Here is a 15,419-nt window from a genome sequence, read left to right as displayed (position 1 = left end):
CCACATGGCCAGGACCAGACGTCGTCGCCTGTTGAGGCTCGCCGGCGGCGGCGCCGCATCGATGGCCGCCATCCTGGCGACCGGCCGCATGCCGGCGCTGGCGCAGCAGAGGACTGTCCACTGGCTGAAGTGGGTCGACTACGTCCCAGCATCCGATGCGTTGCTGCGCGGAGAGATGCTGCCGGAAGCCGAGCGCGCGCTGGGCATCCGGATCGCCCTCGAGACGGCCAACGGCAACGACCTGCAGCCGCGCGTGACCACCTCGATCAGGTCTGGCGCCGGCCCCGACCTGGTCATGGCGTTCAACGAACAGACCTATCTCTATGCCGGCGGCGCGGTCGATCTCACCGACATCGCGCAATCCGTCGCGCAGGCCCAGGGTGGCCTCTATCCCTATGCCCGCGCAACCTGCAGCCATGGCGGCAGGTTCATGGCCATGCCGTGGGCGGTGATCGGCAGCATGATCGTCTATCGACGATCATGGTTCGAGGAAGCCGGGGCGACTTCATTTCCCACGAGCTGGCCTGCCTATCGCGACGTGGCGAAGAGACTGAAAGCGCGAGGCCGCCCGATCGGCCAGACCCTGGCCCATACGCTGGGCGACGCTCCGGCCTTTGCCTATCCCTTCCTATGGTCGTGGGGCGGCATGGAGATCGATCCCGCCGGCAAGGTGATCCTCAACTCGGCGGCGACGCTCGAGTCCGTGAAATTCCTGCAGGCCTTCTGGAAGGATGGCTGTGACGAGCGCGGCTTCGGCTGGGACGACACCGGCAACAACCGCGCCTTCCTGTCCCAGTCCATTTCGGCGACGCTCAACGGCGCCTCGATCTATATCGAGAGCCTGCGCCAGCCCGAGCGCTACCGGACGGCCGACGGCACGCCGATGAACAGGGACATGATGCACGCGCCGCTGCCAGCGGGACCGGGCGGGCAGTTCGGCATGCACCTGCTGCAGTCGAACATGCTGATGAAGTATTCGCAGAACCAGGAGGCCGCGAAGGAGTTCCTGACCTGGATCCATGCCGAGAAGAACTTCGAGAAGTGGTTCGTCTCGCAGAAGGGCTTCTCGACGCCCTGCACCGAGACGTGGGAAGGCCACGCGGCCTGGACCAACGATCCCGTGATGGCGCCGTTCAAAGTCGCGGCGAAGCTTGGCCAGGCGCCGGGCCGCGCCGGCCCGCCGGACGCCCGGGCGGCGGAAGCGCTGTCGAAGTACGTGATCTCCGACATGTACGCCAAGGCCGTGCAGGGCATGCCCGCCGAGGAGGCCGTGAAATGGGCCGATGGCAGGCTGGGGAAGATCTACGGCTGAGCCGGCCCCGCCCAGGACTCCAGCACGTCCCACTTCGCCTTGCGCTGCTCGTCGCGCGATTTCTTGAAGTCGTGGCCGTAGGGAGCCGTGTCGAACGAGCCGTAGGTCGGATTGGGGAGCATCAGCCATTGCTTGCCCCAATAAGGCATGCCGGCCTCGAACGCCTTCACCCGGTCGGCCTCGCTGCTGCGATAACGGTCGTCGAAGTCGCCCAGATTGTCGCCGATGTTCAGCAGGATACGATAGTCTTTCGCGATGGCCGCGCGGCGCGTGCTCTTGGCGCCAGTCCAGTCCGGCTTCTCGCCCTGCATCAGGAACGTGTCGACATCGCCGCCCAGGGGAAAGCCGAGCGTCGCCATGTTCTCGCGCGTGTCCTTCTCGGTCTGGGCGCCCCGGTTGGTGACGTAGAAGGCCTTCACCCCCTTCGACTCGGCGTACTTGGTGAACTCGACGGCGCCCGGAATCGCTGCGGAAATCCGGGCGGCGCAGAACTGGTTCCAGGTCTTCGTGCTGAAGCTCTGGTCCGCGCGCATAAGCCAGACCTGATACTTCGAATTGTCGAGCACGGTCTCGTCGACGTCGAGTACCACGGCCGGCGGCAGGCTCTGGAAATCGCCCTTCTGCTCGCCCGGCGCCGCCGTCCAGCTCCTGTCAGCCAGCGCGTCGTCGAGGCGGATGCGCGCCAGCGCATACACGGTGAGGGCGTTGGCCTTGTATTCGACGGCCCGCTGCATCCAGAGGTTGGCGAGCAGAAAGTCATGCGCAGGCGGCACGTCCTGGGCGCGCCCCGCACCGCCCGAGACAAGCGCGAACAGGAGGCCGAGAAGCAGCGTCTTGCGGGCGATCATGGCAATATCCTCTCCAGCAAGTGCCGCTTGGTCGCCTCGTCGGCAAAGGAGGCCTCGATCGTCGTGCGGGCGATGCCGCGAAGATGCCCCTCGTCGAGACCCGCGAGGTCGTACTCGGTGCCAAGCGTCGTATGGAAGAAGGGCGGATCGTCGGAATTCAGCGTGACCCGGACGCCCGCCTCGATCAGCCGATGCAGCGGATGCGAGGCCCGGTCGGGATAGAGACCGAGCGCGACGTTACTGCCCGGACAGACCTCCAGGACGATGCCGCGCCGCGCCAGCTCCTCCATCAAGGCCGGATCGTCGGCGGAGCGCACGCCATGGCCGATGCGTGTCACCGGCAGGTCGCTGATCGCGGCCCAAACGCTCTCCGGCCCCACGACCTCGCCTGCATGGACGGTGCAGCCATAACCGTTCTCGTGTGCGAGACGATAGGCCGGCGCGAAATCGACCGGCGCGAACTTGGCCTCGTCGCCGCCCATGCCGAAACCCACGACATAGGGATGCGGCTCGACCAGCATGGCGCGGACCATCGCCTCGGCCCGCTCCGGCCCGAGATGGCGGATGCAGATGATGATGATGCGGCCTTCGATGCCGAATTCGCGGCGGGCGTCGTCGATGCCCTCAGCCAGCGCCCCGAGCCACTGGGCATAGGAAATGCCGAGCGCGGCCGGCCGTTCGGGCGAACAAAACATCTCGACATAGACCGCGCCTTCGCGCGCTGCACCGGCGAGATAGGTGTAGATGACGTCGTGGAAGTCGCGGGGCGTCTTGAGCGCCGTGCAGACGCGGTCGTAGGCGTCGAGGAAGCTCCAGAAATTCGTCCAGGCGTAGTGGCCCCTGGCGTCGAGCAGGTTCGGCGGCAGCACCAGGCCGTTGCGCTCGGCCAGTTCGAGGGCGAGCTTCGGCGGGATCGAGCCTTCGAGATGGCAGTGGATTTCGGCCTTGGGAATCACGCGAATCCTCGGAGCGGCAGGTCGGGGCGTTGCAGCCAGTTGTCGGCGGGATAATCGGCCCGCCCGTCGATCACGTGCAAGCTGTAGGCCTGACGCGGCCGCGACGAACGGTTGGCCGTGCTGGCATGCGGCAGGAGGCCATGCAGGACGATCAGGGTGCCGCGCCGGACTTCCAGCGGGACCGGCTCGACGGAGGGCCAGGGTGTCGAATCGAGGGTGCGGTCGACGAGGTCCCCGTCCTGGTAGCCGAACCACTGCCGCAAGGGCCCGCGATGGGCGCCCGGCAAGGCGATCAGGCAGCCATTGCCGCGGTCGGCGTCGTCGAGGGCGATCCAGAACCCCGTGACGCTGGGTGGATCGGTGCGCAGGAATGTCGCGTCCTGGTGCCAGGCGACCTCGGCACCGACATGCGGCTGCTTGAACAGGTACATCGACTGCAGCAGCAATGGCTCTGCGAGACCGAGCGCATGCGCGAGCGCGGCCAGCCGCGGCTGGCGCGAGAAGCGGTCGAATACCGGATCGAGATCGTGCAGCGCGTGCCCGATCTTGTTCAGCTGGGCCGGCGCCTCCGCCTCGACGAAGAAGCGGATGGCGCCACCCGAGTCGCGAAAGTAGCGGTCTCTTGCATGAGCCTGATCGACGGTCGAGAACGCCGTGGGTACGCCCGATGGCTCGAATTCCAGCACGAGTTCGGCCGCGCGCGCCTTGAGGGCCTCGCACGCCTCGCTCGAGACGAAATCCGGCAAGACCGCAAAGCCGTCGCGCGCATAGGCGTCGAGGTCGATCACAGCGCGACCCGTTCGAGGATCGCGGGTATCTCGGGCGGCGCCTCGTCTTCGATGCGGACAGCGCGGCGTATCAGGGCAATTGCCTCCTCGGCGTCGGCCTCGCTGGCGGCATGGACGAGACAGAGCGGCTCGCCGTTCTGGATAGGCCGGCCGACATCGACGAAGTCGCTGAGACCGACCGAGGTATCGATCGCATCGTCGGCATGGCGGCGGCCTCCGCCCAAAGCGACGACAGCAATGCCGACCTCGCGGGCATTCATGCCCGCGATATGGCCGGATCGCTCGGCCGTGCAGGGCTTCACGACGGGCGCGTGGCTGAGATAGCGGGCGCTGTGTTCGAGGAAGTCGTCGGGCCCGCCCAGTGCGGAAACCATGCGGGCGAAGGTCTCGGCGGCACGGCCGTCGGCCAGAGCCGCTTCAGCCTTGGCCCTTCCTCCGGCGATGTCCTCGGCCAGCCTGCCCAGAACCAACATTTCACCCGCCAGCGCCATCGTGACCTCGTGCAGCCTCGGTTCGCGCGTACCGTTGCCGGTGAGGTAGGCCACCGTCTCCGCCACTTCGAGCGCGTTGCCGACCTCGCGGCCCAGCACCCGGTCCATGTCGGTGATCAGCGCCACGGTCGGCAGCCCGGCCCGGTTGGCGACATCGACCAGGCTGCGCGCCAGGTCGCGCGCCATCTCCTCGGTGTCGCAGAAGGCGCCGGAGCCGCACTTCACGTCCATCACCAGCCCGTCCAGCCCCTCGGCGACCTTCTTGCTGAGGATCGAACTCACCAGCAGCGGGATCGATTCGACGCTGCCGGTGACGTCGCGAGTCGCATAGAGACGCCGGTCGGCGGGCGCCAGATCGTCGGTCTGGCCGATCACGGCGCAGCCGACCTCGCGCACGACCTTGCGGAACGTGTCGATGTCGGGCTGGGTCTCGTAGCCCGAGATGGCGGAGAGCTTGTCGAGCGTGCCGCCGGTATGCCCGAGGCCCCGCCCGGAGATCATCGGCACGAAGGCGCCGCAGGCGGCCACGATCGGTGCCAGCATCAGGCTCACCTTGTCGCCGACGCCACCGCTCGAATGCTTGTCGAGTACCGGCCCCGGCAGGGCGAGATCGCGCCAGTCGAGCATGATGCCCGAGCGCGCCAGGCCGAGCGTCAAGGCGACCCTTTCCGGCACGGTCATGCCGCGAAAGAACACGGTCATCGCGAAGGCCGCCACCTGGCCCTCGCTCAGGCTACCGTCGTGGATGCCCCGCACGACGAAGGCGATCTCCTCGTCGGTGAGTTCATGCCCGTCGCGCTTCCGGCGGATGACCTCCTGCGGCAGCATGCTCATGCGTAGCGCTCCAGGAAGGTGCGCAGAACGAGGCGCACCTTGTCCCCCGCCGCAGCCGCCACCGAGAGCGTCTGCTCATGCGCGAGCCCGCCCGGCACGAGGCCGGCGGCGTAGTTCGTCATCAGCGACAGGGCCGCGACCTTGAGGCCGGCATGGCGCGCCAGGATGGTCTCAGGCGCCGTCGACATGCCGACGGCATCGGCACCCAGCACGCGCGCCGCGCGAATCTCGGCCGGCGTCTCGAAGCTCGGCCCGCTGAAGAAGATGTAGACGCCCTCGTGGCAGGCGACGTTCGACGCGCGCGCCGCTTCCATCAGCTTCGTCCGCAATACCGGATCGTAGGCATCGACCATGTCGACGAAGCGGCTGTCGCCCGGCCCGACGCCGAACAGCGGATTGATGCCGCCGAAGTTGATGTGATCGCCGATCGCCATCACCGACCCCGGCGGCATATCGAGCCGCAGGCTGCCCGCCGCATTGGTCTGCAGCAGGGTCTCGCAGCCCGATCCGGCCATCGCATCGATGGCGCCCTTCATCTCGTCGGCCCGGCCGCGCTCGTAGTAATGGGCGCGGCCCTGCAGCACGGCGACCGGTGTCGGCCCCACATGCCCCAGCACCAGCCGGCCGGCATGGCCACCGACCGTCGGCCTTGGGAAGCCCGGCAGGTCGGCATAGGGAATCGTGGCCAAGGGCGTCACTTCCTCGACGAAGCCGCCGAGGCCGGAGCCAAGGATCACCGCGACCTTCGGCCGAAAACCCGGGGCCGCGCGCTCGAGAACGTCGCTCACGGTCACGCGAAGTGCTGCGGACCAAAGGACATCGGCAGGAGCTGCCCCAGCGTCACCGTGCGATGCAGCCCGTCGGGACCGCAGAGATGCACCGATACCTCGTCGCCCGCGAACTCGCGCAGCTTCTGCCGGCAGCCGCCACAGGGCGTGATGACTTCCGGGCCGGGCCCGACCACGACGCATTCGAGGATGCGCTTGTGGCCCGCCGCGACCAGGGCCGCGATGGCGCCTGCCTCCGCACAAAGCCCCTGCGGATAGGCCGCGTTCTCGACGTTGCAGCCGCCATGGATCGAGCCGTCCTCGGCACGCAGCGCGGCGCCGACATGGAACTTCGAATAGGGCGCATGGGCGCGCAGCATCATGCGCTGCGCCAGGTGGAGAAGGTCGTTCATCTCAATGCTCCTTCTCGTACGGCACCCCGGCGGCCTTCGGCGCGACGGTGCGGCCGATGAAACCAGCCAACAGGAATAGAGTCAGAAGATAGGGCAAAGCCTGGATCAGTTGCACCGGGACTTCGCCGATGCCGGGCAGCTTCACGCCCTGCAGCCGGATGGCGATGGCGTCGAGCAGGCCGAAGGCAAGGCAGGCGCCGAAGGCCGGCACCGGCCGCCAGCGTCCGAAGATGATGGCGGCCAGGGCGATGAAGCCCTGGCCCGCCGTCATGTCGCGACTGAACCCGGCATTCTGCGCGATCGAGAGGTAGGCGCCCGCCAGGCCCGCGAACAGACCGCAGATCAGCACCGCGCGGTAACGCAGCCACGACACGGAAATGCCGGCGGCGTCGACCGCCAGCGGCACCTCGCCCACGGCGCGCAGCCGCAGGCCGAAGCGCGTGCGCTCGATCACCCACCAGGCGAAGGGGACCGAGAGAAGGCCGACATAGACCAGGACATTGTCGCCGGCGATGGGGAAGAAAATCGGGTTGAGCCTTTCCGTCGCGGCGAGCGGCGGCGTCTGACCGCCGCGCCCGAACCAGGCCGCGCCGAGGACCACGGTGAGGCCCATAGCCAGGATGTTGATCGCGATGCCGCTCACCACCTGGTTGCCGCGATGGGTGATGCAGGCGAAACCGTGCAGCAGGGCCAAAACCTCGGCGGCCAGGATCGCGGCGCCGACGCCCGCCCAGGCGGAACCGGTGAGCGACGCAGTGGCCGCCGCGAAGAACGCCGCCATCAGCATCTTGCCTTCGAGCCCGACGTCGATGATGCCGCTCTTCTCGGAGAACAGCCCGCCCATGGCGCAGAGCACCAGCGGCGTCGCAACCCTCAGGGTGGCAGCGAGCGTCGCGACGACGAGGGTGAGCGTTTCCTCCATCTCAGCCTTTTCGCGCGAACAGCGCCTGCAGCCACGGCCTCGGCAGATGGACGAGCGCGCCCGAAAACAGGATCACCAGCCCCTGGATCACCACCACCATCTCGCGCGTGATCGTGGGAATCTCGAAATTCAATTCGGCTCCCCCCTGCTGCAGTGCGCCGAACAGCAGCGCGGCCAGCACGATGCCGAGGGGATGGCCGCGGCCCATCAGCGCGACCGCGATGCCGGTGAAGCCGTAGCCCGCGGCAAAGTCGAGCACGAGCCGGTGATGCACCCCCAGCAGCTCGTTGACCGCGACGCCGCCGGCCAGCGCGCCGGACAGGCACATCGCCAGCATGGTCGTGCGCTTCAGGTTGGTACCGGCATAGAGAGCCGCTTCCGGATTCTGGCCCATGGTGCGCAGCCCGTAGCCCCAGGGCGTGTGCCATAGGAAAATCCAGACGCCAACGCAGGCCAGGAGCGCCAGCAGCAGCGACAGGTTGAGCGCCGACGGCGCTACCGCAATGCCGATCCACTGCAGCGCGGCCTGCATCGACGGTACCGTGGCGGAGGCGGCGAAGCCGCGGCTCTGCGGCGTCATCGAGCCCGGCGCGATCAGCACGTTCACCATCAGGTAGACCATCAGGGCGGAGGCCACGAAGTTGAACATGATGGTGGTGATGACGATGTGGCTGCCGCGCCACGCCTGCATCCAGGCGGGAATCGCAGCCCAGGCCGCGCCGAAGGCCGCCGAGGCAAGGATGGCGAGCGGGATCATCAGCAGGCCCGGCAGATAGCGGTCGAGCGTCAGCACGGCGAGGCCGCAGCCCAGCCCGCCGATATAGGCCTGCCCCTCGCCGCCGATGTTGAACAGGCCGGCATGGAAGGCCACCGCGACGGCAAGCCCCGTGAAAATGAAGTTGGTCGCGTAGTAGAGCGTGTAGCCGATCGATTCCGACGACCCCACGGCGCCCAGGACCAGGAGCTTCAGCGCATGGAAGGGATCGACGCCGATGACCTCCACGATGAGACCGACCACGAGGAACGCCAGCGCGATGTTGGCGAGCGGCATCAGGCCGATCTCGACCCAGCCGGGCAGAGGACGGCGCGCCGTGCTCATGCCGCCTGCGCACCCGCCATCATCAGGCCCAGGCTGCGCTCGTCGGCCTCGCCCGCGGCGACCTCGCCCACGATGCGCCCACCGAACATCACCAGGATGCGGTCGGCCAGTGACAGGATTTCTTCCAGCTCGACCGATACGACCAGCACCGCGCAGCCCGCATCGCGACTTCTGACCAGCTCGCGACGGATGAACTCGATGGCACCGATGTCGACCCCGCGGGTCGGCTGCCCGACCAGCAGCACCTTCGGGTTGCGCGCCATCTCGCGCGCCAGGATCAGCTTCTGCTGGTTGCCGCCGGAGAAATTCGACGAGCGCAGACCCGGCGTGCGCGGCCGCACGTCGAAGCGCTCCATGAGGTCGGCGCAGTATTTGCCGACGGCCGGACCGTCCATCAGGTAGTTGTGGCAGAACGGCTCGCGATCCTGATAGCCGAGGATCGAGGTTTCCGAGGCGAGGAAGGCCGGCACCAGCCCCTGCCGCAGCCGGTCTTCCGGCACGTGGGCGACGCCCAGCGCGCGCATCTCGGCCGGGTCGACGGGATGGGCGGCATCCACCTTGCGTCCGCAGACCTCCATCCCGCCGGCCGTCGGCGGCCGGATGCCGGAGAGGACTTGCAGCAATTCGGTCTGGCCGTTGCCGGAAACGCCGGCGATACCCACGATCTCGCCCGCCCTCACCTCGAGCGAGATGTCGTCGAGCAGACGGACGCCGTGACGATCGACCAGCGACAGGTGCCGCGCGGCCAGTCGCGTCTCGCCTTTCCGGGCCGGCGCCTTGTCGAGATCGAAGCGCACCTGGCGGCCGACCATCAGCTCGGCGAGTTCCCCGGCGTGCGTCTCCACGGTGCGCCGCTCCGCCACTACTTCGCCACGACGCATGACGATCACCTTGTCCGTGACGGCCATGATCTCGCGCAGCTTGTGGGTGATCAGCACGATCGTGACGCCGCGATCGCGCAGCCGCCGCAGGATCTGCAGCAACCGGTCGGTCTCCTGCGGCGTGAGCACGGCACTGGGTTCGTCCAGGATGAGGATCCGCGCGCCGCGCAGCAGCACTTTGAGGATCTCGACCCGCTGCTGTTCACCCACTGACAGGTCGGCGATGCGCGCGTCGGGATCGACGGCCAACCCGTATTCGCTGGCGAGCCGCGCCAGCTCGGCCCGCGCGGCGGCCAGTCCGTCGGCCAGCAGCGCCCCACCCTCGGCGCCCAGAATCAGGTTCTCCAGCACGGTGAAGCTGTCGACCAGCATGAAGTGCTGGTGGACCATGCCGATACCGTGGCCGATGGCATCACGCGGGCTCGCCATCTCGACCGGCCGTCCGTCGACCAGGATCTCGCCGGCATCCGCTCGATGGAGCCCGTAGAGAATACTCATCAGGGTCGACTTGCCGGCGCCGTTCTCGCCGACGATGCCGGTGATGCTGCCGCGTGAGATCCGCAGCGATGCGCCACGCACCGCGTGCACGCTGCCGAACGACTTGTCGATAAGCCGAAGCTCGATCGCCGCGTCGGCCGTCAGCTCTTGCACGAATTGTTGCTCATATAGTCGTGGACGACGATCTGGCCCGAGATGATGCCGGCCTTGGCGGCCTCGACCGCGGCCTTCATCTGCGGCGTGATGAGCTTCTCGTTGTCCTTGTCGAGCGCCCAGTCGACGCCACCTTCCTTGAGTCCCAGGACCTGGACGCCGCCCTTCCAGTCCTTGTTCCGGGCCGCCTTGAAGCTGTCATAGGCCGCGAGATCGACGCGCTTCAGCATCGAGGTCAGCATATTGCCGGGATGCAGATGGTTCTGGTTGGAGTCGACGCCGATGCCGAGCTTGCCGCGGTCCTTCGCCGCCTGGAGGATGCCGAGGCCGGTGCTGCCGGCGGCGGCATAGACGACGTCGACGCCGCGATCGAACTGGCCCTTGGCCAGCTCGGCGCCGCGGCCCGGATCGTTCCAGGCGGCGGGCGTCGTGCCGGTCATGTTGGTGATCAGCTCGGCATTGGGGCTGACATACTTGATGCCCTGCTCGAAGCCGCACTGGAAACGGCGCACCAGCGGGATGTCCATGCCACCCACGAAGCCGATCTTGCCGGTCTTTGAGGCCATTGCTGCCAGCACGCCCACGAGGAAGGAGCCTTCCTGCTCCTTGAACACGACCGATTGGACGTTGGGCAGGTCCACCACGCTGTCGATGACGGTGAAGTGGATATTGGGAAATTCCCGGGCAACCTTCTCGAGGGCGACGGCCTGCGCGAAGCCGACGGCAATGATCGGGTCTTGCCCCCTTTGGGCAAAGCGCCGCAGCGCCTGCTCGAACTGGGTCTCGTTGCTGGGCTCGAACTCCGAGACAGCGATGTTCGTTTCCTTCTTGAAGCGCTCGGCGCCCTGCCAGACACCCTCGTTGAAGGATTTGTCGAACTTGCCGCCGGTGCTGAAGACCACGGCCGGCTTGATGGCCACGGTCTGTGCATGTGCGAGCGCGCCGAAACCGACGGCAGCCAGCACGGAGATCAGGGAGCCAACCCAGCGTTTCATTGCCATTCCCATATTGTTGGCGAGAGTTTGGACCGGGCCGCGCGCCCGGTCTAGGCACAGACGCCGCCCCCGGAGACGGGCACGGGACTTGCTATACTACAGCGCAAAGCCGCCCCGGGAGGACTCATGGCCGAGTACGATCTCGTCATCCGCAACACGACGATTGCCACAGCCTCCGACGTGGTGAAGGGCGATATCGGCATTGTCGGCGGGCGCGTGGTGGCGCTGGGCGAACGGCTCGACAAAGGCCGGCGCGAGATCGATGCCACCGGCCTGATCGCAGTGCCCGGCGGGATCGACGCGCATGTCCATTTCGACCAGGACACGGCCGACGGCTCGGTGTTCTGCGACGATTTCGAAAGCGGCAGCCGCGCCGCCGCGGCAGGCGGAACCACGACCATCATTCCCTTCGCCTACCAGAACAAGGGCCAGCCCCTGCGCGATGCGGTCAACAAGTATCACGCCCGGGCCGAGGGCAAGTCGCTGATCGACTACGCGTTCCACGTCATCCTGTCGGATGCCAGCGAGAAGATCATGGGCCAGGATTTCACCGCCCTGGTCGCCGACGGCTACACTTCGTTCAAGGTCTACATGACCTACGACGACGTGAAACTCACCGACCGCGAAATGCTCGACGCGCTGGCCGCCGCGCGCCGCGAGCAGGCGATGCTCATGATCCATGCGGAAAACTCCGACTGCATCACCTGGCTGACCGAGCGGCTGCAGCTGAAGGGCATGACGGCCGCCAAGTTCCATGCGACCTCGCGCCCCTTCGTGGTCGAGCGCGAAGCCACGCACCGCGCCATCTCGCTGGCGGAGCTGCTCGACGTGCCGATGCTGCTGGTCCATGTCTCGGCCAAGGAGGCGATGCACGAGATCCAGCGCGCCCAGGCCCGCGGCCTGCGCGTCTATGGCGAGACCTGCCCGCAATACCTGTTCCTCAGCGAGGAAGATTTCGAGAAGCCGGGCGAGGAAGGCGCCAAGTGTGTCTGCTCGCCGCCACCGCGCGGCACCGACAACCAGGAACACATCTGGACGGGCCTCTCGGCCAATACCTTCCAGATCCTCTCGTCCGACCATGCCGCCTTCAAGTTCGACGACGTGCGCGGCAAGAAGCTGCCGGGCGCCGCCCAGAGCTTCCGCAAGATTCCCAATGGCGTTCCGGGCGTCGAGACGCGGCTGCCGCTGCTCTTCTCCGAGGGTGTCAACAAGGGCCGCCTGACCCTGCAGCAGTTCGTGGCGCTGAGTTCGACCAATGCCGCCAAGATCTATGGCCTTCATCCCCGCAAGGGCACGATCGCGGTGGGCTCGGATGCCGATATCGTGCTGTGGGATCCCGAGCGCCGGGTCAGCCTCACCAACTCGATCCTCCATCACAATTGCGACTACACGCCCTACGAAGGCCGCGAACTCACCGGCTATCCGGTGATGACCCTGTCGCGCGGCGAGGTGGTGATGGAGGAAGGCCGGATGAGCGGCTCGGCCGGCCGTGGCGTCTTCCAGAAATGCGACCGCCCCGACGCCGCCCGCCCGCGCGGCCGACCCCTGATCGATCCGTCGATCTTCAATTAGAGATACAGAACCCCCGTCGTCTCGACCGGAGCGCGCAGCGCGGAGTGGAGAGACCTTGCCTCCACCAAAAACCGGCAGATTGTGGCGACAAGGTCTCTCCACTCCGCCTCGCTGCGCTCGGCTTCGGTCGAGACGACAGGGTTGCTTTAGGTTGTGCGTTCTTCGGTGGCTGCAGCCGGCTTCAAGGCCGCGGCTCATATCCCTCCAGGAACCCGATAACTTCGGCCACCGGCAGGACATCGGCATACTTGGCCATCATGTCGTAGAGGTTGGCGAAGTGCGGGCTCTCATGCTTGTCGGAGACACACTCCTCCGGAACGATCATGCGGAAGCTGCGTGAAAGACCGTCGACCACGGTTGCACGCACGCAGCCTGATGTGGAGCCGCCGGTGACGATCACCGTATCCACCTGGTGAAAGGTGAACAGCGAACCCAGGTTCGTTTCGAAGAAGGCCGAGGCCATGCGCTTGTTCATGACGATGTCATGGTCGCGGTCGACTTCGCAGCGCTCGTCCAGTTGGGCCCGCCGATCGTCGGCCGTGATGCTCCGCAGCGCCTCCGACATGTCGGCACGCGTGCCCCAGACGCCGCAATCCTCGCCCGAGTCGAGGTAGGCGACGAAGGTCCAGACGACGGGACAGCCGCGAGAGCGCAGCAGCTGCGCCAGCCTGTTCACATGCTCGATCTGTCGTGGATCGGTCTCATAGGCGGTCGGGAACTCGGAAGGCCTCGTATAGGCGTTCTGGAGGTCCACGTTCACAAGGGCAGGCTTGCGCCCGAAGCCGAAACGGCGCCGCTGCGGATCGGCTTTCAGCGCCTCGAAGAGTTGGCGTGCCGTTTTGCTCGAGGTTTCCATGCCCGACATTCCCATGGCAGCCCCTGCGGGCGCCAGGGGACTCGGGGACTAACGGAAGCGCGGCATCACCTTCGTCCAGAACGTCTCGATCGATTTCATCAGGACCGGATGCGGCACCAGGCTGTTGTACGTGTAACAGAAGACCCAATCGACGGGTTGCCGCTTCTGCTGGACCTCCATGCCGCGCAGCACTGTGTCGACCGTGCCGACATAGGCATAGCCCTCGGCAATCACCTCCTCCGGCGTGGGAAAGCGGCCGGTCTTGGGATCGGCCATGCCTTTGCGGAAGCCGAAGGGCTCGAACCAGGCGCGGCCCGAGAACTGGCCAGAATCCTGCCACAGCGCCATCGCCTCCTCGTCGGTGTCGGCGATGATGACGTCGCGCAGCACGCCCGTGCCCTGCCCCCTGGGTTTGCCCGACACTTCGGCATAGACGCTGTAGAGCTTGTCTTCGTGAAACGGATGCATCGGCGGCAGGATCGGCGTCACGTTCTCCTGCGCACAGAAGCGGACGGTGTTCTCGGAGCTGGCGAAGGGCTGGAAAAGCGGCGGGTGCGGCTTCTGCAGCGGCTTCGGCACGACGCCGACCGACTTCAGGATGCCGTTCTCGACGCCCTTGCCCCATTTCTCCGTCGTGTCGAGAGTCCACGGCGTCGGTCCGGCCGGGATCTTCCAGAACTTGCCGTCGTGGGTGAGCATCTCCTCCGTCCAGCATTTCTTGACGATGCGGAAATTTTCTTCGAAGGCCAGGCGATTGGCATTGTCGATCTCATCGTGCTGGTTGGGCAGTGCGCCGTGAATGCCGTGCGTCTGCTGCGCCATGATGTCGACCCAGCGCCGCTGGTAGCCGCGTGCGAAGCCTGCATTGGCACGGCCTCCCGTCATGTGGTCCAGCATGGCGATGTCCTCGGCCACACGGATCGGGTTGGAGGCCGGCAGCACGATGCCCAACTGCCCGACGCGGATGCGCTTGGTCTGCATCGCGAAGTACAGATCGAGCAGCACCGGATTGTTGGAAAGCTCGAAGCCTTCGATGTGGAAATGATGCTCGGTGAAGCTCACCGAATCGTAGCCAAGATCGTCGGCCAGACGGATCTGCTCGGACAGCTCTTTCAACATGCGCTGGTAGAAGTCGGGCCGCATGCCAGCCATCCCGGCCTCGATCTCTGCCCGGCTGGCAATGCTCGGCAGATAGAAGAGCGATGCCTTCATTTCACTCCCTTTCACTTCATCTTGTTTTTCACTTCGATTTCGGTGTCGCGGCGACTCCCGGAACATGGTTGAGAACCGAATGGACGAGGCCGCCATCGACCAGCAGCGACTGGCCGGTGATGTAACTGGCCTGCGGTCCCAGCAGGAAGGCGATGGCATCGGCGATGTCGCCCGGCTTGGCGACCCGGCCCAACGGCACCATCCTGGCGCGGCCGCGCGCCAGCGCCGGCTTGCTGTAGATCGCGTCCGTCATCGATGTATGGACGAAGCCCGGGCAGACGGCGTTGGCGCGGATGCCGTCGGGCGCCCATTCCTGGGCCATCATCTCGGTCAGCATGATCAGCGCCGCTTTGGTCGGGCTGTAGGCGCCAGTCGGAAGCTGCGGCACGACGCCCGCCATCGAGGCCAGCATCACGATGGCGCCCTTGGAACGCTTGAGATGCGGATGAGCGGCCTTCGCGAGCAGCCAGTTGGCGCGCAGATTGATGTCGAACACGCGGTTCCAGGTCGCGAGATCGAGGTCGACCAGTTTCGAAGGCGCGGTGATGCCGGCATTGCCCACCAGCGCATCGATGCCGCCCATCGCCTTGACCGCCGCAGCGATCACCTTGGCAGGGTCCGCGGGCTTAGCCATGTCGGCCTTTAGCGTGCGCACCGTGCAGCCCGAGGTGCGCAGGTTGGTGGCCAGCGCCTCGAGCTCGTCGAGATAGGCCACGTCGCAAAGCGTCATGGCTTCCGCGCCGTCGGCGGCCAGTTTCAAGGCGGTCGCGCGACCGATACCCCGGCTCGCGCCGGTAATGACGACCCGCATCGTTTCCTCCC

At 66.7% G+C, this 15,419-nt stretch carries 15 protein-coding genes; 2 read left to right on the top strand and 13 right to left on the bottom strand.

Annotated elements, in window-relative coordinates; all coding sequences use genetic code 11:
• The first annotated feature begins 4 nt into the window (after window positions 1–4).
• Window positions 5–1,312: an ABC transporter substrate-binding protein gene (locus tag ACT6UX_RS23675; protein WP_444777615.1), complete on the top strand. Its 1,308-nt coding sequence runs from the start codon at window positions 5–7 to the stop codon at window positions 1,310–1,312.
• On the opposite strand, the gene ACT6UX_RS23670 is transcribed toward ACT6UX_RS23675, so the two are convergent.
• The 10 genes from ACT6UX_RS23670 to ACT6UX_RS23625 are packed head-to-tail and all read right to left on the bottom strand — an operon-like array spanning window position 1,303 to window position 10,957.
• Window positions 1,303–2,160, bottom strand: a complete 858-nt coding sequence (locus tag ACT6UX_RS23670; protein ID WP_444777614.1) for a 5'-nucleotidase, lipoprotein e(P4) family — start codon at window positions 2,158–2,160, stop codon at window positions 1,303–1,305. The genes ACT6UX_RS23675 and ACT6UX_RS23670 overlap by 10 nt on opposite strands.
• The gene (add, locus tag ACT6UX_RS23665) at window positions 2,157–3,116 is read right to left on the bottom strand and encodes an adenosine deaminase (protein ID WP_444777613.1); all 960 of its coding nucleotides are present in this window, start codon (window positions 3,114–3,116) and stop codon (window positions 2,157–2,159) included. Before add ends, ACT6UX_RS23670 begins: the two co-directional genes overlap by 4 nt.
• Window positions 3,113–3,904, bottom strand: coding sequence for a phytanoyl-CoA dioxygenase family protein (locus ACT6UX_RS23660; RefSeq protein ID WP_444777612.1), 792 nt, complete (start codon window positions 3,902–3,904; stop codon window positions 3,113–3,115). The genes add and ACT6UX_RS23660 overlap by 4 nt, the downstream gene beginning before the upstream one ends.
• Entirely contained in the window at window positions 3,901–5,229 is a 1,329-nt protein-coding gene (deoA, locus tag ACT6UX_RS23655) for a thymidine phosphorylase (protein ID WP_444777611.1), read from the bottom strand. Before deoA ends, ACT6UX_RS23660 begins: the two co-directional genes overlap by 4 nt.
• Window positions 5,226–6,017 carry a purine-nucleoside phosphorylase gene (locus ACT6UX_RS23650; RefSeq protein ID WP_444777610.1) on the bottom strand — a complete coding sequence of 264 codons (792 nt, stop codon included), beginning with the start codon at window positions 6,015–6,017 and terminating at the stop codon, window positions 5,226–5,228. Before ACT6UX_RS23650 ends, deoA begins: the two co-directional genes overlap by 4 nt.
• A gap of 2 nt (window positions 6,018–6,019) precedes the next feature.
• Window positions 6,020–6,409, bottom strand: a complete 390-nt coding sequence (locus ACT6UX_RS23645) for a cytidine deaminase (protein ID WP_444777609.1) — start codon at window positions 6,407–6,409, stop codon at window positions 6,020–6,022.
• A 1-nt stretch (window position 6,410) separates the two neighbouring features.
• On the bottom strand, window positions 6,411–7,331 hold the full coding sequence (locus ACT6UX_RS23640) for an ABC transporter permease (protein WP_444777608.1): 921 nt from the start codon (window positions 7,329–7,331) through the stop codon (window positions 6,411–6,413).
• A gap of 1 nt (window position 7,332) precedes the next feature.
• Complete coding sequence (locus ACT6UX_RS23635) at window positions 7,333–8,430, bottom strand: ABC transporter permease (protein WP_444777607.1); 1,098 nt, start codon at window positions 8,428–8,430, stop codon at window positions 7,333–7,335.
• Window positions 8,427–9,953: an ABC transporter ATP-binding protein gene (locus tag ACT6UX_RS23630; RefSeq protein ID WP_444777650.1), complete on the bottom strand. Its 1,527-nt coding sequence runs from the start codon at window positions 9,951–9,953 to the stop codon at window positions 8,427–8,429. The genes ACT6UX_RS23635 and ACT6UX_RS23630 overlap by 4 nt, the downstream gene beginning before the upstream one ends.
• Window positions 9,950–10,957: a BMP family lipoprotein gene (locus ACT6UX_RS23625; RefSeq protein WP_444777606.1), complete on the bottom strand. Its 1,008-nt coding sequence runs from the start codon at window positions 10,955–10,957 to the stop codon at window positions 9,950–9,952. The genes ACT6UX_RS23630 and ACT6UX_RS23625 overlap by 4 nt, the downstream gene beginning before the upstream one ends.
• Window positions 10,958–11,083: 126 nt before the next feature.
• On the opposite strand from ACT6UX_RS23625, the gene hydA reads away from it, so the two are divergent.
• A complete protein-coding gene (gene hydA / locus ACT6UX_RS23620; protein ID WP_444777605.1) occupies window positions 11,084–12,529 on the top strand; it encodes a dihydropyrimidinase in 1,446 nt (481 codons plus the stop codon).
• Between the two features lie 181 nt (window positions 12,530–12,710).
• On the opposite strand, the gene ACT6UX_RS23615 is transcribed toward hydA, so the two are convergent.
• The 3 genes from ACT6UX_RS23615 to ACT6UX_RS23605 are packed head-to-tail and all read right to left on the bottom strand — an operon-like array spanning window position 12,711 to window position 15,408.
• Complete coding sequence (locus tag ACT6UX_RS23615) at window positions 12,711–13,385, bottom strand: isochorismatase family protein (RefSeq protein ID WP_444777604.1); 675 nt, start codon at window positions 13,383–13,385, stop codon at window positions 12,711–12,713.
• Window positions 13,386–13,433: 48 nt separating this feature from the next.
• The gene (locus ACT6UX_RS23610) at window positions 13,434–14,597 is read right to left on the bottom strand and encodes an LLM class flavin-dependent oxidoreductase (RefSeq protein ID WP_444777603.1); all 1,164 of its coding nucleotides are present in this window, start codon (window positions 14,595–14,597) and stop codon (window positions 13,434–13,436) included.
• A 28-nt stretch (window positions 14,598–14,625) separates the two neighbouring features.
• A complete protein-coding gene (locus ACT6UX_RS23605) occupies window positions 14,626–15,408 on the bottom strand; it encodes an SDR family NAD(P)-dependent oxidoreductase (RefSeq protein ID WP_444777602.1) in 783 nt (260 codons plus the stop codon).
• Between the last annotated feature and the right edge of the window lie 11 nt (window positions 15,409–15,419).

The sequence above is a fragment of the Reyranella sp. genome, from assembly GCF_052439685.1.
Classification (GTDB): domain Bacteria; phylum Pseudomonadota; class Alphaproteobacteria; order Reyranellales; family Reyranellaceae; genus Reyranella.
Note: the sequence above shows the minus strand (reverse complement) of the source record. Positions and strands in the feature narration are given on the sequence as shown.

Coding starts and splice junctions, on each gene's coding strand:
- ACT6UX_RS23675 (WP_444777615.1), top strand. CDS start 5: ATGGCCAGGACCAGACGTCGTCGCCTGTTGAGGCTCGCCGGCGGCGGC.
- ACT6UX_RS23670 (WP_444777614.1), bottom strand. CDS start 2,160: ATGATCGCCCGCAAGACGCTGCTTCTCGGCCTCCTGTTCGCGCTTGTC.
- deoA (WP_444777611.1), bottom strand. CDS start 5,229: ATGAGCATGCTGCCGCAGGAGGTCATCCGCCGGAAGCGCGACGGGCAT.
- ACT6UX_RS23645 (WP_444777609.1), bottom strand. CDS start 6,409: ATGAACGACCTTCTCCACCTGGCGCAGCGCATGATGCTGCGCGCCCAT.
- ACT6UX_RS23640 (WP_444777608.1), bottom strand. CDS start 7,331: ATGGAGGAAACGCTCACCCTCGTCGTCGCGACGCTCGCTGCCACCCTG.
- ACT6UX_RS23635 (WP_444777607.1), bottom strand. CDS start 8,430: ATGAGCACGGCGCGCCGTCCTCTGCCCGGCTGGGTCGAGATCGGCCTG.
- ACT6UX_RS23625 (WP_444777606.1), bottom strand. CDS start 10,957: ATGAAACGCTGGGTTGGCTCCCTGATCTCCGTGCTGGCTGCCGTCGGT.
- hydA (WP_444777605.1), top strand. CDS start 11,084: ATGGCCGAGTACGATCTCGTCATCCGCAACACGACGATTGCCACAGCC.
- ACT6UX_RS23615 (WP_444777604.1), bottom strand. CDS start 13,385: ATGGAAACCTCGAGCAAAACGGCACGCCAACTCTTCGAGGCGCTGAAA.
- ACT6UX_RS23610 (WP_444777603.1), bottom strand. CDS start 14,597: ATGAAGGCATCGCTCTTCTATCTGCCGAGCATTGCCAGCCGGGCAGAG.
- ACT6UX_RS23605 (WP_444777602.1), bottom strand. CDS start 15,408: ATGCGGGTCGTCATTACCGGCGCGAGCCGGGGTATCGGTCGCGCGACC.